The following is a 15,735-nucleotide window of genomic DNA, read 5'->3' on the forward strand; positions in this document are numbered from 1 at the left end:
TGGAATCATGGGTCAAAATAAACAATTCACTCCAGGGCAAAAAGCCCCTAATAACGGCATGTACGTTGAGATTGGGGAAACGGGAAGCATGGTAACGAGACCGAAATCGGTTCATTTACATGCTGGAGACGAATTTCCTGAAACAACAAATGACGATCGAAAATGGACACAACAGCGGAAACCATAAACTAAGAGGCTACACACAATGTTGCATACATGTGTGTAGTTTTTTTAGTGGAATGATAAAAAATCACTTTCACATTTATGAAATTATACATAAGCTATAACGACTATCAACTATTCAGGAGAGATGAACGACATGCCTGTTTATGTCCGTTATATAGACTTAAATGGCTGTAAGAATAGCTATTGTATTCCAGAAAAACCAAATGGATATGCGCTTTTTATGCTGCTTGATTACCGATTATTAACACCTGACACTGCAGAGCAATTAATTGAGACATTTGTAAAAAAAGGCTACACCGTATTTTCATCTAATTTGCTGTTAGCTGAATGGGGTTCCAAAAAAGCGGTCAAACATGCTGAACACTTAATTCAACTCCTTTTACGGCAAGAGACGATTAATGAACGTATATTTTTATGTGCAGAAGGAACAGGTGCACTTATTGCACAGCAATTGTTTACAAAAGAAACGATCCAAATTCGAGCAGCTACATTTATTCATCCCTTTTTATCGTTACAGGACTGCTTGCATGCTTATAAAAAAGACGAACTAGCGTTAAAGCGATTTAAAAAAGAAATGCGTTCTCAATACGGCATAAGCCAACTCCAACCAGCGTCGTTAAAAGCCATTGATCAAACGTTATTTGCACCTTGTACATTACCTGTTTTACATTTTTCGGAAAACGAAATCGTGAAGGACGAATCAAAAAAAGAGTTGCTTAGTGAACAATCCCGTCTATTTAGTGAAATGAGTCGTTTTTATCAAGCTTTTATTTCAAGAGATCGGTGAATGTCAGAACAACGTAAGGAGTCGTGATAATGAAGAAAGTTACCGTGATTGGCGGACTAGGTTTTTTCGGAAGCCATCTAAGCAATCGTTTCTTAGAAGAAGGTTGGGAAGTAAACGCGATTGATTCAATGGAGAAGAATGCCGAAGAGAAAAAAGCGATTGACATGACCATGGGTAGAAATGCTAATTATACATGCTTTCCCGATGCTGCGAGCAATTGCATAGACCGTGCAAAATCGTCATGTTATATTTACGCAGCTAGATCTTCTAGAGTTGAAGAGGTTGTCGCGGTTGCCGAAAAATTAGATAAGGATGACCTTTTTGTGTATCTCTCTATGTCAGAAGCTCACTATCTTTACAGAACAGGTAATGACTCTCAATATGAAGAAGAGGTTGTTTCAATTGAAACAGCATTATTGAAAGTAGCAACAGACCGTTCGTTTTCAATTTTAATTTTACGTGCGCCGTTAACGTACGGACTTCATAGCGATATACCTCTTTCCTATGTTGCTGAGAAAGTCGAGTCGAACGAGGAACTTTTATACATCGATGATTTTGTGACGTATATTTTTGAAACAATTCAATCGTCTATCGCATCTTCTGCTTTAGAAGAAAAGAGGAATCATACGATTGATCGAGATGAAATTCTACACGATTCAGCAACAACATCGATCAATGAAGGATATCTCCTTTATAAAGAAGCACAAAAAAAGTGGATCCGACAAAATGACTTAAAATAACTAGTTTTCCATCAGTTTCTCGTACTTGCGTTCGCTTACTAAAAACGTTACTCTTAATATAAGGTTCAATAGGGTAAAAGGAGGCGGAACAAGTTATGGAACAGTCATGGGAAGTTTTAGTTGATGCATTACTCGTCGGGGATGAAGATGCTGCCTGGGAATGTGTCCGTCGCCTTTCAGATGCTGGATATGATAGTATTTGGATCTATGAAAACCTACTAACGAAAGCGATGGCGCATACAGGTGTGTTGTGGGAACAAAATAAAATTACAATTGCAGATGAACACTTAGCGACATCGACATGTGATTTCGTGTTAACGCGCTATTATCATTATATTCGTCAGTGGAAAAAACCTAAAAATGGGAAAAGCATGATGTTTTTATGTTTAGATCAAGAACAACATGACTTAGGAATAAAAATGTGCGCTTGTTTACTGGAAGAATATGGATGGACGACGCGCTTATTAGGCGCAAGTGTTCCGCTAGAACAAGCGGAAATGATGGCGAAAAAATGGCAGCCAGACGCTATTGCCATTTCAGTTTCTATTCCATACCATGCTCGGAGCTTAGATTTATATATTGACACATTAGAAAATTTACCACATAAACCAACCATTGTTATTGGCGGGCGCCTTGTTTCAATGTATGATTTAAGTCCGTTATGTAATGAGCAGACCGTTTTAATCGGCACTTTAACACAATTAGCTGAATGGCAAGAAAGCCAATTAGGGGTGAAGGCGGATGTCCGAAACTAATCAATTACCTGTTCCCTACTTTGAGCTAGATGAAACGTATAAAATTGTTACACGTTCAACGCAAGCAAACCAAGCATTTAAGCAAGCAGAATCTTTCTTGGAACTTTTAGATATAGGAAGTGTGGAGAAAGTGAAACGCTTTTTTTCTAGTCGAGAAAGCGGAAAGATTGAAATGAACATGGATACCATTGAAGCACCTTATGTGTTGCATAATATGTTCGTCAATTGGGATGAGAGTCGAATTCATGTTATCTGTATTAAACAAGATGGAAATTTAACGGAGCTTATTGAAAAAGTACAAAAGCAAAGTCGGCGTTTAGCGCAAACGGACTTTGAATTACTTGAGAAAAAAGAAGAGCTAGAAGAGTCGCTAAGTATGATTAAACAATTGTCTGCTCCGTTTATATCCATTTCTTCAGAACTTGCGTTTGTACCGTTTTTTGGTGACTTAGATGAGCATTTAATCAAACAAAACCAAGAAATCATTTCGAAAAATGTGTATCAAGCAAATTTTGACTACCTCTTTTTTGATTTTAGTGGTGTTGGAAACGTCACGAGTTTAGGAATGAGGGAGTTGTTACGTTTAGTCCAAGCTTTACAAATTATGGGGATTGAAACACGCGTTATTGGTCTTAGGCCAGAGCATGCTCAACTTGTTCATGGAAATGACATTCAAAAACGCGCTGAGTTTAACGGAAGTTTAGCAGAAATGATTCGCAAACATATGTAAGAAAACGCTCAGAGAGAAGCCATCTCTACTGAGCGTTTTTTTGCGGTTATTCAACCGTTTTCTTATAAAAAGAGTTTTCGTAGAACATGAGGTTCGGGTATTTCTCTTTTGCCGTTCGCATTTGAAATTCATTTTCAAATAAAGCAACAATCCGACCTTCTTTATCGATGACGAGATTACGCTGTTTGTCTTTAAAGAGATTCATATCTTTTTCTTCTCCGTCAATCCAACGTGCAAAAGAGAATGGTTGACGATCCATTTGGATGTCGACATGGTACTCACTTTTTAAGCGATGTTCAAGCACTTCGAACTGGAGGACGCCGACCACACCGACAATTTGTTGTTCGATATATTTATTATAGGTGCGAAATAGTTGTATGGCGCCTTCTTCTGTTAATTGTTGCAAGCCTTTTTCATAAGACTTATGCTTTAGCGCCTCTTTAACGGTAATTGCTGAAAAATGTTCTGGCGAGAAGTGAGGCATCTCACTAAACTCGAACGATTCTCCTTCAACAAGGGTATCACCGATTCGGAAATGACCAGGATCAAACAAGCCAATAATGTCACCAGCGTATGCTTCATCAACAATGCTACGGCTCTGAGCCAAGAACTGAGTCGGTTGAGAAAGTTTTAATGGTTTATTTGTTCTTACATGTTTAACGGCCATCCCCCGTTTAAATGTACCAGACGTAATTCGTAGAAACGCAACTCGATCTCGGTGTTTTGCATTCATATTCGCCTGTACTTTAAAAATGAAGCCTGAAAACTGTTCACGTTCCATCGGATCAATTGTTCCAATGGAGCTGTCTCGCGGACTTGGTGCAGGTGACAAATTTAAAAAGTGGTCAAGGTATGTTTGAACCCCAAAGCTTGAAATCGCCGAGCCAAAAAAGATTGGTGTTAGTTCACCTTTATTAATTTTGTCGAGATCATAGTCATCCCCTGCAACATCTAGTAGTTCCAATTCTTCACGAAATTGTTGTATAAGCTCTTCATCTCCAACAACTTCATCAATTTTAGGATCATCGGGACCAGTGACGGAGATAATATCAATATCTTTCGGATTGTTCGGGTTAAAAAGTTCTAATCGTTTATTGATCCGATCATATACGGCTTTAAACGATTGCCCCATGCCGATTGGCCAGCCCATTGGAAACGAGCGAATACCTAATAGGTTTTCAAGTTCTTCCATCAGTTCAAATGGATCTCTCCCTTGACGGTCAAGCTTATTAATGAACGTAAAAATTGGGATTCCACGAAGCTTACAAACTTTAAATAACTTTTTCGTTTGAGCCTCGACCCCTTTCGCTGCATCAATTAACATCGTCGCAGAGTCAGCTGCCGTTAATGTGCGGTACGTATCTTCTGAGAAGTCTTCGTGACCTGGCGTATCTAAAATATTGACGTGATAGCCGTCATACAAAAATTCAAGCACTGAGCTTGTGACGGAAATACCACGTTGTTTTTCAATTTCCATCCAGTCACTTGTTGCGTGTTTGGCATTTTTTCTGCCTTTAACCGTACCGGCTTCGCGAATGGCTCCACCAAACAACAAAAGTTTTTCTGTTAAGGTTGTTTTCCCTGCATCAGGGTGGGAGATAATCGCAAAGGTTCGTCTTGAATTAATTTTATCTGTTATTGTTCCGTTCATGTTCATCCTCATTTCCAAACGTCGATTTCCCTATTATAACAAGTTTTTCTTTGTGTTTCACTTTCCTTTTTGAATTAGGGTCAATTCACTTGATTATAAAAAACCAATCAGTTACGTTAATAAAGATATGAAGGAGGTTTTTAACAAAATGACTGAACAAGAAAAAAAACATGGCGTTTATGCAAATTGCAATGAAATACGTACCTGAAGCGAAAGAAATGTTAGAAGCAAAGGGGATCGAAATAGGTTTCGATGATCTTCAGCCGATGTTAGCTTTGTTTACAAAAGTAATGAACGAGGCATATGAATTAGGTCAAAAGGATGAGGAGCAAAAATGACACAGCAGCCGTTAACGACATTTATGAAACCGGTCCAAGAAGGGATTGGCTACATAAAAGATGGTCACTATGAACAAGGATTGGAAAAAATGAAGCCTTTTATTAAGATGGTGGAAGAAGCAAAAACGTTACCGATCCAAATTTTTTACTATTATGCAGTAGCCCAGTTCAAATCAGGAGACGTTGAAGGGTTTATGTCCACATACGAGTTAATGAAGATGCAAGAAGCAGCAAATGGAGCTGAAGAAAAGATGAAGGCTGATTTAGATGCTTGGTTTGAAGCGTTGCTGAACGGATTAAACGAGCAATAAAAAGGGTTCGTCCTATGAAAAGCGAAATAGTACTAGACAGCTTCTTAAATTGTTTGCTAATATTAGTATCAGGTACTAATTTCTGTTTGAGATGGAAGGGGATTCATCCATGGCAAAAGCAGGCTTACTCGGTATGGGACGCTATGTTCCTGAAAAAGTAGTCACAAATAAAGATTTCGAAGCATTTTTAGAAACATCTGATGAATGGATTCGTTCGCGCACAGGAATTGAAGAGAGACGTTTCGCTGAAGATGTAGAAACGTCAGAAATGGCTTTTCAAGCAGCTCGACAAGCGTTAGAGATGGCGCAAGTAGAGGCTGAAGATATTGATTTAATTTTAGTTGCAACGGTGACACCAGATATGCCGTTCCCAAGTGTCTCTTCAATGATTCAACATCGATTAGGTGCGAAAAAAGCAGCCGCAATGGATATAAGCGCTGCCTGTGCTGGGTTCATCTACGGGATCGCCACGGCGCAACAATTTATTGAAACAGAAGCTTACACCAATGTTCTTGTTATTGGCGTGGAAAAACTAACAAAAGTGACAGATATAAATGATCGGAATACAGCGGTTTTATTCGGGGATGGCGCAGGCGCTTGTGTGGTTGGACCAGTTTCTGAAGACCGCGGAATTTTAGCGTTTGATTTAGGTTCGGATGGATCAGGCGGCATGCATATTAATAAAAAGAATGAATTTATTGAAATGAATGGTCGAGAAGTATTTAAATTTGCTGTTCGCCAAATGGGAGACGCCTCTATTCGAGCGTTAACAAAAGCGGGCTTAACGAAGGAAGATGTAGACTTTCTTGTTCCTCACCAAGCGAATATCCGCATTATGGAAGCTTCTCGTGAACGACTTGAATTACCGAAAGAAAAAATGTCAGTAACCGTCAATAAATATGGAAACACGTCTTCTGCTTCCATTCCGATGGCGATGGTTGAAGAGATTGAAGCCGGTAAAATTAAAGACGGAGACTTGTTAGTCCTTGTTGGATTTGGTGCTGGTCTTGTTTGGGGTTCAGTTGCTTTACGCTGGGGCCGGTAAGCGAAAACTAGGAAGTAGAACGAATTAAAGGAGCGAACTATAGTGGAAAAACGACGAGTGGTTGTAACAGGGATCGGTGCTGTTACACCTTTAGGACTTCATGCAGCAAGCTCTTGGGAAGCCGCTATTGCAGGCAAATCAGGGATCGGATATTTGACGCGAATTGATGCAGATTCGTATCCAATGAAAGTGGCTGCCGAAATCAATGATTTCGATCCAGCCGATTTTATGGATAAAAAAGAAGCTAGACGAATGGATCGATTTACACAATTTGCTGTTGCATCAGCAAAGCAAGCGTTAGAAGACTCTGGCTTAGAAATTAACGAGGACAATGCGGCACGTGTTGGCGTATGGATTGGTTCAGGTATCGGTGGAATGGAAACCTATGAAAATCAATTTCGTACGTTGCTTGAAAAAGGGCCAAGACGCGTTAGTCCATTTTTTGTACCAATGATGATTCCAGACATGGCAAGTGGTCAAGTATCCATTTTTACAGGTGCAAAAGGACCAAATTCTTGTTCGGTAACAGCATGTGCATCAGGAGCAAATTCAATCGGCGATGCGTTCAAAACGATTCAACGTGGCGATGCAGATGCAATGATTGCTGGAGGAAGTGAAGCACCTATTACAAATATGGCTGTTGCAGGCTTTTCCTCAGCAAAAGCCATTACGACCACAGATAACCCGGAAAAAGCATCACGCCCATTTGATGTTAATCGTAGTGGATTTGTAATGGGAGAAGGTGCCGGTATCTTAATTCTCGAAAGCCTTGAGTCTGCAAAAGCCCGTGGCGCAAAGATTTATGCAGAAATTGTTGGCTATGGCTCTACCGGCGATGCTCACCATATGACCGCGCCTGCTCCAGATGGAGAAGGTGGGGCTCGTGCAATGGCAGCAGCGATTGCAGATGCAGGGTTGAAAAATGAAGAGATTAGCTACATTAATGCTCATGGTACGAGCACTGATTTGAATGACCCATTTGAAACGCAAGCGATTAAATCGGTTTTAGGTGATTATGCGTATGATGTTGCGATCAGTTCAACAAAATCAATGACAGGCCATTTATTAGGAGCGGCAGGGGCAGTTGAAGCTATTTTTTCTGTCAAAGCAATTGAAGAGGGGATTGTGCCGCCTACCATTAACCTTGAGGAGCCGGATCCAGAGTGTGATTTGGACTATGTACCGAATGAGGCACGGAAAATGGATGTTCAAGCGGTTTTAAGCAATTCATTAGGCTTCGGTGGACACAACACGTCATTAGTATTTAAACGATTTGTCGAGTAAGAAAAACCAGTATGAGACTAGATCTCATACTGGTTTTTTTGATGTGTAATCCAGTGTAACGCTTCTTCTTTTGTGCTGAATCTGTTGAGTAGTTGCTGTTTTTCAATTTCAAAAAGCAACCGTGAAAATTGTTGACCAGGTTCAAAGCCAGCCGTAATCAGATCACTCCCTGTAACAAGCGGTAGGAGCTGTTGACGCCTCTCTACGTACTGAATGAGTGAAGGGTTTTTAACACTCGGCAACGAGGCAATAAAAAGAATGGCTTCATCTTCTGCTGTAGCAAGCGCATCATGGAGTGTAAGGAGTGACGTAAGATGTGTTGCACGCTCGGCTCTTTGAATATCGTTTAATAATTTTCTTTGCCTCTTCGTCAGCGCAAACGGCTCCACTTTTTTTGCGTAATGTCCGTGTTGCTCGTATGCAATAGCGATTAACGATAAATAGAGAACCTCGTTAAGCTGTAAGTTAAACAGCGTTTTAATATGTGCCATTTTTGAGGTGTCGAGTTCATTTCCAAAAAGGAGCATCCACACATTAAAATGATCAAGTGTCTTAAATTGATCAGGAAATTGCTTTTCTTGTAACATAAGCTCAAGTTCGTGGTACAGGCGCTGTTTGCTAATATGCAATAAAGCATCGTTCATGTTTGTAGCTTGTTTCATGGTGTTATGATCGAAGTGAAACCCAAGTCTTGTGGCAAGTCGAACGCCACGAAAAAGACGGGTCGGATCTTCAATAAAGCTTAATGGATGTAAAATCGTGATTTCTTTTTTGGTGATTTGTTCACGACCTTTAAATGGGTCAATAATTTTGCCGAAATGTGAAGGATTAAGCTGGACGGCAATGGCGTTGATGGAAAAATCACGTCGAGCTAAATCCTCTTTAATGGACCCTGCACGTACTTCTGGAAGGGCACCCGCTCGTTTATAAAACTCTTTTCTTGCTGTGACAAGATCAATTTCATATTCATGAGACCACGTTGTAGTTAAGAATGAAGCATGACTGCGTACGTGACCACCAAATGCGTCTGCAAGGGATTCAGCAAATTCAATTGCGTTGCCTTCTATAACGAAGTCCATGTCTTTAAACGGTCGTTGTAGAATAAAATCACGGATAATGCCGCCGACTAAATAAATTGACACCCCTTTATCATCAGCGAACTGACCCATTTTTTGAAGGAATGAAAAGCGTTCATGACCAAAAAAGCGCGCAAGATCGTCAGAAGAGTACGACTCGCTTGTGGACTGTTGGCTGTGAATAAGATCACTCCGTGTAATGATGCCAATGACGTGTTGATTCGAGTCAATCACAGGAATACGGCCTATTTGGTGGTCAATCATTAGCTGCTTGACGCGCTCAATTGACTCTGTTGCTTCAACAGATATGACTTGTTTTGTCATGTATGAGGAAAGAAGCTTTTCTCCTAGATGGAATTGCTCCGCTTTATGTAAATCTTGTTTTGTCATAATCCCTGAAAGTCGACCATTCGTATCTACAATGGGAAAACCAGAATGATGAATGTGGCTACTGGTAGCAACTGTTTCCTTGATTGTCGAATGTTCTGAGTACGTGTGAACAGGCCATGACATAATTGATGAAACAGGGTCTTGAATGCGAATCATGTCTTCAAGTGCTTGTCGCACAAATGGTAAGGACTCTTGTAATCCTTGGTGTCGACAAATGGCGGAAGCGGCGTAAGGATGTCCGTTTCCACCTAACTGTTTAGCAAGTGTATGCACAGGCACATCGTTGCTGTTTGCTCTTGCAATGACATAGGTATGCTTGTGTAATTGGCATAAAACAATCGTGGCATCTGGCGCAAACAGGCGATGAATTTCCTCTGCTACAATTGAGACATCTGATATGTAGGTATCAGCAACACAAGTGGTAAGGGCGACCGTTTTACCGTGTACCGTTTCAAACGTAACATTTTCATAGAGGGTATCAAAAAGTGGATGCTCTCCAGCCGATGAACGTAAAAATTCGCCTATCAGCTTCAGGTCCATCTTGTTCGTTAATAAAAACGCAGCGGCATTAAGGTCGTTAGGTGTTACGGTATCGTTTGTTAATAAGTTTGTATCACTATATAAGCCAAGTCCAAACAGAGTTGCCTCAATCGCTGATAAGGAAATGTCCTGTTGTTCTAATTGCTTTACGAGTAGCGTAATGTTTGCACCTGTTTCCCCGGTATGATGATGATCAATGGATTTACTAGGAATGGTTCTATTCTTTACATAATCGGTTATCCCTGCTCGTTCAGGAGTGGCGCAATCAACATATGTAATGTGCGTTACGCAATCCCAGTTCATCTCTTCATAGCTCTGCCAGCCAAACGCATCTGCATAAAGATGTAAAAATTGCTTAACGCGCGCTCCTAGTTGGGGAGAGAGGCAAACGTTGGCTTCTGGTTGCAATTTTTTTGTAGCGAATAAGGAGGCAAGGCCGTCAAAGTCAAGGTTTGTATGGCTGACAATAATTTGCACACCAAGACTCCTTTCTCATTGGTTTGTCATTAGTATAACAAAAAAACAACAGCTTTAGCCGTTGTTTGCTTGTTTATCGGTATACATCAAGGACGAAACCTTGGCGCATATAGGATGCCAATGCAGATCTCTTGCTCGATTTGCGAAGATGGTGAGACAATGCTTCTATATCTTTAGTAGAAGCGTTTTGTCCGGTTAGCGCATCAATAGATGGTTCGATGGCTTGGTAAAGTTGACGAAAAATATAGTGTGTTTTTAAAAAATGTAACGGTTGTTCAGCAGGAGGGTGGGACTGATTAGGTGCGATTTGCTCATCTTGCTTATGATACGCAAAGCCGTAACTATAAATCTCATTTTCAGATACATCACGTCCTGTAGCCAATGTAGGGATAGCATGACGGACCCGTTCAATTGAATCAACCGACTGAGGATTTGAGCGGCTGTGAATGGCTGAAGTCACCATGCGGTCATAGCGAGCGTTACGTTCCAATGTGATCACCTCTTCTTTATCCATACCCATATCTATGAAAAAAACACATTGCCTTTGCAGACAATGTGTTCTGTCGCGCATTTATTTAGCGAAAACATGATTGCCGATGACAATGGTCTGTTCTCTTGTTGCGACCCAACCACTTGTAGCTGTAACTGGGTTATAAAAATAAATGGATTGTTGACCTAGACCGCGGTACGTAATCGCTTCATTAACAGCTTGGCGTGATTCTTCATCGGCATCGTTATGAATCGCACCGTCTAATACAGGTGAAAAAGCATAATGACCAGACGGCGTCACTTGATGAATAACGTCGTACATGGTATCAGGGTAATCATCGTGGTCCAAACGATTTAACAGGACAGTCGCCACGGCAACTTTCCCCTCGTAGGACTCGCCTCGAGCTTCTGCATATACGAGCTGAGCCATTAACTCACGATCCGCTGCCGTAATGGCTGTTGGGATTGCTAATGTCGTGCCAGCTTCAATTTGGTCAGAGGCCAAGTGGTTCAAGCGTTGAATGGATGCTTCCGATACACCGTAACGCTCACTAATGGTATATAACGACTCACCTGTCTGCACAGGATGCTTTAAGCTTTTACTTTCTGAAACAGCTGTTGAAAACAAACTAAAACCAAATAATGCAACGAATGAAAGAGTTATTCTTTTAATCATAACGTGATTCACTCCTAATAAAAGTTAAATTTAATAAATGCACGTGAATGAATTTCATCATAGGTAGCAATAGTCATTTTGCGAATGTGACATTCTTTATATTAAATAGTGACGACTCCTACGGGAACAGCGCGTGTCCGAAGACAATGGAGCGGTTTTCGCGTAATGGCTGAGGCTGTGCCCGAGAAAAGCGTTCGCCAATTTTAATAGAGGGCTCGCCTTTTTCGCATCAATTTGAAGGTATGAAATTGACTCACGTAAATACTTTAACAAAAAATGATGAAGAGAGAACTAGGAATGTTTTCCAAACTCTTTTGAACTCGATACAGACAACGATCAATTAATTATGACAATGATGTAACAGATAAAACAAAGATTACATCTTGGTAACAAAACCTGTTTATTTTCCAGGTGAATTTAATCGAATCCGACTCGATGAAACGTTTTAAACCGTGCGCCAACCGTATGTTACAAATCATTGCAAGATGGATATAGATGATAATTTTTCCATCGTTTATCAAAAAAAGCTATGCTAGGATTGCCTTGTGCTCAAGACGTTGGGCGAAAAAAATTCACATTTTCTTAGGAGGAAACCGGAATGAAGAAACTTGCGATTACCACATTTGTAGCAACACTAGCGTTAGGGTTTACTCAGGTTGATCAAGCAGAAGCATCATCTGGTCATCAATATAAAGGAACACCAATTCAATGGAGCAGTGACTGTTTTGTCATGGATCAAAACGGTTCATATGGTGAATGGCAACAGCCAGGGAATGGTCAAATAGAGGAAGAACCAGAAGTACCTGTAGAAGAGCCGATCGTTGAAGAAGAGGAAGAAGTAGCTGAAACAGAAGAGGTTGCAGATTCTGGAGATGTTAGTGCAGAAGAACAGCAAATGGTTGATTTAGTGAACTCAGAACGTGCTCAAAATGGACTTGCACCACTTGAAATTGACGAAGAACTAACAGAAGTTGCGCGCGTGAAAGCACAAGATATGATTGACAACAATTACTTTGCTCACGAATCACCAACATACGGTTCACCGTTTCAAATGATGGATCACTTTGGTATTACATACCAAACGGCAGGTGAAAATTTAGCGGGTAATCAAACCGTTGATCGTGCCCACACATCTCTTATGAACTCTCAAGGTCATAGAGAGAATATTTTGAGTAGTAACTATTCTGAAGTAGGAATTGGCATCGTGGATGGTGGCCCTTACGGAAAAATGTTTGTTCAATTGTTTAAAGGATAATCAATTGGGTAACACTCTGATCCTCAACTAGTCTTAAAGGCTAGTTGAGTTTTTTTGTAGGAAAAGCCTCAAGAAGTCCTGTCTTGAGGCGGTTAAACGGGCTATTATTTACGCAGTTGAATTTGTTCCACGCGATGTTCTTTCCCTTTTGTCAAAATTAAATCTGCACGTAGCCGAGTTGGTTTAATGTTTTTATCTAAATTGACTCCGTTAATGGATTGCCAGATTGATTTTGCCATCTCTGTAGCTTCTACATCACTTAAATCTTTGTAACGATGAAAATAAGAACTAGGGTCTTGAAAGGCTGTATTCCGTAATAAATGAAATCGTTCAACGTACCACGAGATAATATCTTCTTCATCAGCATCAACGTAAATACTGTAGTCGAAGAAATCTGAAACGAATAAAGGTGGCATTCGTTTCCCTTTTCGATTTACTTGTAATACATTAATCCCTTCTACAATGACAACGTCTGGTTGCTCGATCTTTTGAGATTGATCGGATTCAATATTGTACGTCAAATGAGAATACACAGGCGCTTCTACTTCTTTTACACCAGATTTTAGCTCAGTAAGAAATGAAATTAAACGACGAATATCGTAACTTTCTGGAAATCCTTTTCGTTTCATCAAGCCTCGTTCCTCTAGCACTTCATTCGGATATAAAAATCCATCTGTCGTGACAAGCGAGACTTTCGGCTGATTTGGCCAACGTTCTGCAAGTGTCTGAATTAAGCGAGCCGTTGTGCTTTTTCCTACAGACACGCTACCTGCAATGCCGATAATAAAAGGAACGCGCGTCCGGCTTCGCTGAAGAAATTTATTCATATCTTGATGTAATTGAACATTGTGATACATACGTTTATAAAGCAATTCTGATAATGGTAAATACACATCATTAACTTCTGAGGAAGAAATGGTCTCATAAATACCTTCAATATTTTTTCTTTCTTGTTCTGTTAACGTTGCATTCAATCCTTTATTTAAAGAAGCCCACTCTTTGCGGGAAAGGGAAGTAAATGCGTCTAACGTTTTTGTCAGCTCATCCGTTGTCATATGGATCTCCTTTGCGACAGTTCTATACGAGTGTGTAACAGAAGCGTAGCACGGTAGCACGCGATAATCAAGATTGGCGTCTTCCTTGCATAGTGTAAATGAAAGCGTCTTTTTTTATGCGAAGGGCATTTAATCTAATTAGGATACCGGTTTTAAATAAGGAGGAGAAGATGGCTGTCATTCGAACAAATAAATGGATTCAATTGTTCCTAAAACATGCAGATTCACAACGTGAGCTAGAATCTACGTATTTACGATTATTTGTTAATCCATTGCAACCTCTTTTTCAATTTCAAAACGATGAACAGTTAGCCGCTTATTTGCAGAAGGTCGGTCTTTTTACAGTAAATGATAGGGAGCAGTTACCGGCATTTATTGACCATGATTACTGGTCAATCTTGCAAGCGCAATTTCTGAAGTTAAAACAAGCGTGGAATGGACCGAATGTGCCAATTTATGTACTTATGGCGAATCAATCACTGGAAAATAGACAAGATGATGTAAGAGGAATGATGGGATTAAGTTTTGAAAACGGAATTTTGCTACTCATTCCAAGCTCAATTGAACAAAACCATTTGCGTGCGCTATTAACTCATGAATATCATCATGTATGTCGCCTTTCTCATACGAAGGAATCTGAACAGTCGATTACACTTTTAGAGTCAATGGTAATGGAAGGGTTAGCTGAACTCGCAGTGAAAGAATACGTTGGTGAATCCAGTATCGCTCCTTGGGCGCTAAAGCAAAAGAGCAATTGGAAAACGATGTGGAATCAATATTTATTCGAAAAAACGCTTGTCATTAAAGGACGGAAAGAACATAAAGATTTTCTATACGGAAGTCGAAAAAAAAGAATTCCCTACATGATGGGCTATACGCTCGGCTATTGCCTTTGCAAAGAAGCAGCCTTACAGTTAGGTGAAAAATCCGTCACGCTATTAACGACTCCAGCAGAAAAAATCTATCGACATGGATATATAGAAAATGGGTTTAAGAACAATGAGCCATGACCATACTGATTCCAAGAGCAACCTACCAGGGAGGAATAGAGTATGGTAATGATGCGAGATGTATGGGTAAATTGGTTTGAAGGCGAAGAAAATGGCTATAACGTCTGTGAGTTTCATGAATGGAGAAGTGAAGATCGTGTTGAGGTTCTGGACCAAGTGAAATTAATACGAAGCAGTGTGGATCTTTTTTCTTATATTGAAAATCAATTGCTTGATCTACCTCAAGATTTGTTAGATTCCGTTCACCAAAAAAGTTATTTACGAAAAAATATGTCGCGAATTCAATTGGATTATTGCTTTATTGTATCTGATGGCACGAGAATTATAGCGGTTGACACAATGGGCTACAAGACGCCTATTCGAAAAAGTCGACTAACACCAAGACAAGAACAATTGGTTTATGAAGCGCTCAACGATCAAGAAGTTGAATATTATGAAATTTTAGAGCCGTTACCTGAAAAGGATTATCACATGCTTTCACTAAGTCCTAATGAGTTACAAGGACTTACCCGCCGTGAACGAAGTTTGAAGCAATTATTGTTTACCGTGCTTGATCAGCTTTATACAACGGCTTCCGATGCAGAGTTAATTTACTGGTGTACGGAATGGGATCCAAATGCATATGAACAATTGAAAAATAAATCACGAGAAGATGTATGGGCCTATTTAATAGCTGGTGTGGAAGCAGGATGGTCTCAAGAGCATTACCAGTTATGTAAAGCGATGGTAAAAGGGCATACGTTCTTTGAGAAGTTGTGGGAACTTGAACACCCAGAACGTGTAAAGTAAGGGTTTGTTAAAGCGTTTTATTTACATCAATTCGGCTTTCTCTTATAATAATAAGTAAAAAGGAGGGAAAGTCGGATGGATACAAATGATTTAGCTTACTTGATTATGCAAATCTTTACGGTCATTTTATTAGTAGGAACACTCGGTCTAT

Annotated in this window: 17 protein-coding genes; 12 read left to right on the forward strand and 5 right to left on the reverse strand. The window is 40.1% G+C overall.

Annotated features, from left to right (window positions below; translation table 11 throughout):
• The first annotated feature begins 7 nt into the window (after positions 1-7).
• The 5 genes from ACE1TH_RS02835 (at position 8) to ACE1TH_RS02855 (ending at position 3,198) form a co-directional block, all read left to right on the forward strand.
• On the forward strand, positions 8-187 hold the full coding sequence (locus ACE1TH_RS02835; RefSeq protein ID WP_375078342.1) for a YjzC family protein: 180 nt from the start codon (positions 8-10) through the stop codon (positions 185-187).
• Positions 188-319: 132 nt separating this feature from the next.
• A complete protein-coding gene (locus tag ACE1TH_RS02840) occupies positions 320-973 on the forward strand; it encodes a hypothetical protein (RefSeq protein WP_099301331.1) in 654 nt (217 codons plus the stop codon).
• 29 nt (positions 974-1,002) lie between these two features.
• Positions 1,003-1,713, forward strand: a complete 711-nt coding sequence (locus ACE1TH_RS02845) for an NAD-dependent epimerase/dehydratase family protein (RefSeq protein ID WP_099301330.1) — start codon at positions 1,003-1,005, stop codon at positions 1,711-1,713.
• A 95-nt stretch (positions 1,714-1,808) separates the two neighbouring features.
• A complete protein-coding gene (locus tag ACE1TH_RS02850) occupies positions 1,809-2,468 on the forward strand; it encodes a cobalamin B12-binding domain-containing protein (RefSeq protein WP_099301329.1) in 660 nt (219 codons plus the stop codon).
• Entirely contained in the window at positions 2,455-3,198 is a 744-nt protein-coding gene (locus ACE1TH_RS02855; RefSeq protein ID WP_099301328.1) for an STAS domain-containing protein, read from the forward strand. Before ACE1TH_RS02850 ends, ACE1TH_RS02855 begins: the two co-directional genes overlap by 14 nt.
• 46 nt (positions 3,199-3,244) lie before the next feature.
• On the opposite strand, the gene ACE1TH_RS02860 is transcribed toward ACE1TH_RS02855, so the two are convergent.
• Positions 3,245-4,849 (reverse strand): peptide chain release factor 3, encoded by a 1,605-nt coding sequence (locus tag ACE1TH_RS02860; RefSeq protein WP_375078343.1) that lies wholly within the window; start codon positions 4,847-4,849, stop codon positions 3,245-3,247.
• Between the two features lie 170 nt (positions 4,850-5,019).
• Between ACE1TH_RS02860 and ACE1TH_RS02865 the strand changes: the two genes are divergently transcribed.
• The 4 genes from ACE1TH_RS02865 (at position 5,020) to fabF (ending at position 7,827) form a co-directional block, all read left to right on the forward strand.
• Positions 5,020-5,187, forward strand: a complete 168-nt coding sequence (locus ACE1TH_RS02865; protein WP_375078344.1) for a ComZ family protein — start codon at positions 5,020-5,022, stop codon at positions 5,185-5,187.
• Complete coding sequence (locus tag ACE1TH_RS02870; protein WP_375078345.1) at positions 5,184-5,498, forward strand: hypothetical protein; 315 nt, start codon at positions 5,184-5,186, stop codon at positions 5,496-5,498. Before ACE1TH_RS02865 ends, ACE1TH_RS02870 begins: the two co-directional genes overlap by 4 nt.
• 109 nt (positions 5,499-5,607) lie before the next feature.
• Positions 5,608-6,543: a beta-ketoacyl-ACP synthase III gene (locus tag ACE1TH_RS02875; RefSeq protein ID WP_099301324.1), complete on the forward strand. Its 936-nt coding sequence runs from the start codon at positions 5,608-5,610 to the stop codon at positions 6,541-6,543.
• 42 nt (positions 6,544-6,585) lie between these two features.
• Complete coding sequence (fabF, locus tag ACE1TH_RS02880) at positions 6,586-7,827, forward strand: beta-ketoacyl-ACP synthase II (RefSeq protein WP_099301323.1); 1,242 nt, start codon at positions 6,586-6,588, stop codon at positions 7,825-7,827.
• 17 nt (positions 7,828-7,844) lie between these two features.
• Here fabF and ACE1TH_RS02885 read toward each other — a convergent pair whose 3' ends face one another.
• The 3 genes from ACE1TH_RS02885 to ACE1TH_RS02895 form a co-directional block, all read right to left on the reverse strand.
• Positions 7,845-10,310, reverse strand: a complete 2,466-nt coding sequence (locus ACE1TH_RS02885; protein ID WP_375078346.1) for a CBS domain-containing protein — start codon at positions 10,308-10,310, stop codon at positions 7,845-7,847.
• Between the two features lie 73 nt (positions 10,311-10,383).
• A complete protein-coding gene (locus ACE1TH_RS02890) occupies positions 10,384-10,824 on the reverse strand; it encodes a hypothetical protein (RefSeq protein WP_375078347.1) in 441 nt (146 codons plus the stop codon).
• Positions 10,825-10,881: 57 nt separating this feature from the next.
• Positions 10,882-11,475 (reverse strand): cell wall hydrolase, encoded by a 594-nt coding sequence (locus tag ACE1TH_RS02895; protein WP_099301320.1) that lies wholly within the window; start codon positions 11,473-11,475, stop codon positions 10,882-10,884.
• A gap of 598 nt (positions 11,476-12,073) precedes the next feature.
• On the opposite strand from ACE1TH_RS02895, the gene ACE1TH_RS02900 reads away from it, so the two are divergent.
• The gene (locus tag ACE1TH_RS02900) at positions 12,074-12,730 is read left to right on the forward strand and encodes a CAP domain-containing protein (RefSeq protein WP_255223446.1); all 657 of its coding nucleotides are present in this window, start codon (positions 12,074-12,076) and stop codon (positions 12,728-12,730) included.
• A 104-nt stretch (positions 12,731-12,834) separates the two neighbouring features.
• Here the strand turns inward: ACE1TH_RS02900 and coaA are convergent, their stop codons facing one another.
• Positions 12,835-13,785 carry a type I pantothenate kinase gene (gene coaA, locus ACE1TH_RS02905; RefSeq protein WP_375078348.1) on the reverse strand — a complete coding sequence of 317 codons (951 nt, stop codon included), beginning with the start codon at positions 13,783-13,785 and terminating at the stop codon, positions 12,835-12,837.
• A gap of 170 nt (positions 13,786-13,955) precedes the next feature.
• On the opposite strand from coaA, the gene ACE1TH_RS02910 reads away from it, so the two are divergent.
• Together ACE1TH_RS02910 and ACE1TH_RS02915 are read left to right on the forward strand one after the other, a co-directional pair.
• A complete protein-coding gene (locus ACE1TH_RS02910; protein ID WP_375078349.1) occupies positions 13,956-14,795 on the forward strand; it encodes a DUF2268 domain-containing putative Zn-dependent protease in 840 nt (279 codons plus the stop codon).
• A 42-nt stretch (positions 14,796-14,837) separates the two neighbouring features.
• Complete coding sequence (locus ACE1TH_RS02915; RefSeq protein WP_099301317.1) at positions 14,838-15,584, forward strand: DUF3603 family protein; 747 nt, start codon at positions 14,838-14,840, stop codon at positions 15,582-15,584.
• Positions 15,585-15,735 lie beyond the last annotated feature (151 nt).

The organism is Shouchella sp. JSM 1781072 (assembly GCF_041949915.1).
GTDB lineage: Bacteria > Bacillota > Bacilli > Bacillales > Bacillaceae_D > Shouchella.

Excerpts from the sequence above, each read along its gene's own strand:
- ACE1TH_RS02835 (WP_375078342.1), top strand. The coding sequence starts at position 8 with ATGGGTCAAAATAAACAATTCACTCCAGGGCAAAAAGCCCCTAATAAC.
- ACE1TH_RS02840 (WP_099301331.1), top strand. The coding sequence starts at position 320 with ATGCCTGTTTATGTCCGTTATATAGACTTAAATGGCTGTAAGAATAGC.
- ACE1TH_RS02845 (WP_099301330.1), top strand. The coding sequence starts at position 1,003 with ATGAAGAAAGTTACCGTGATTGGCGGACTAGGTTTTTTCGGAAGCCAT.
- ACE1TH_RS02850 (WP_099301329.1), top strand. The coding sequence starts at position 1,809 with ATGGAACAGTCATGGGAAGTTTTAGTTGATGCATTACTCGTCGGGGAT.
- ACE1TH_RS02855 (WP_099301328.1), top strand. The coding sequence starts at position 2,455 with ATGTCCGAAACTAATCAATTACCTGTTCCCTACTTTGAGCTAGATGAA.
- ACE1TH_RS02860 (WP_375078343.1), bottom strand. The coding sequence starts at position 4,849 with ATGAACGGAACAATAACAGATAAAATTAATTCAAGACGAACCTTTGCG.
- ACE1TH_RS02865 (WP_375078344.1), top strand. The coding sequence starts at position 5,020 with ATGGCGTTTATGCAAATTGCAATGAAATACGTACCTGAAGCGAAAGAA.
- ACE1TH_RS02870 (WP_375078345.1), top strand. The coding sequence starts at position 5,184 with ATGACACAGCAGCCGTTAACGACATTTATGAAACCGGTCCAAGAAGGG.
- ACE1TH_RS02875 (WP_099301324.1), top strand. The coding sequence starts at position 5,608 with ATGGCAAAAGCAGGCTTACTCGGTATGGGACGCTATGTTCCTGAAAAA.
- ACE1TH_RS02890 (WP_375078347.1), bottom strand. The coding sequence starts at position 10,824 with ATGGATAAAGAAGAGGTGATCACATTGGAACGTAACGCTCGCTATGAC.
- ACE1TH_RS02895 (WP_099301320.1), bottom strand. The coding sequence starts at position 11,475 with ATGATTAAAAGAATAACTCTTTCATTCGTTGCATTATTTGGTTTTAGT.
- ACE1TH_RS02900 (WP_255223446.1), top strand. The coding sequence starts at position 12,074 with ATGAAGAAACTTGCGATTACCACATTTGTAGCAACACTAGCGTTAGGG.
- coaA (WP_375078348.1), bottom strand. The coding sequence starts at position 13,785 with ATGACAACGGATGAGCTGACAAAAACGTTAGACGCATTTACTTCCCTT.
- ACE1TH_RS02910 (WP_375078349.1), top strand. The coding sequence starts at position 13,956 with ATGGCTGTCATTCGAACAAATAAATGGATTCAATTGTTCCTAAAACAT.
- ACE1TH_RS02915 (WP_099301317.1), top strand. The coding sequence starts at position 14,838 with ATGGTAATGATGCGAGATGTATGGGTAAATTGGTTTGAAGGCGAAGAA.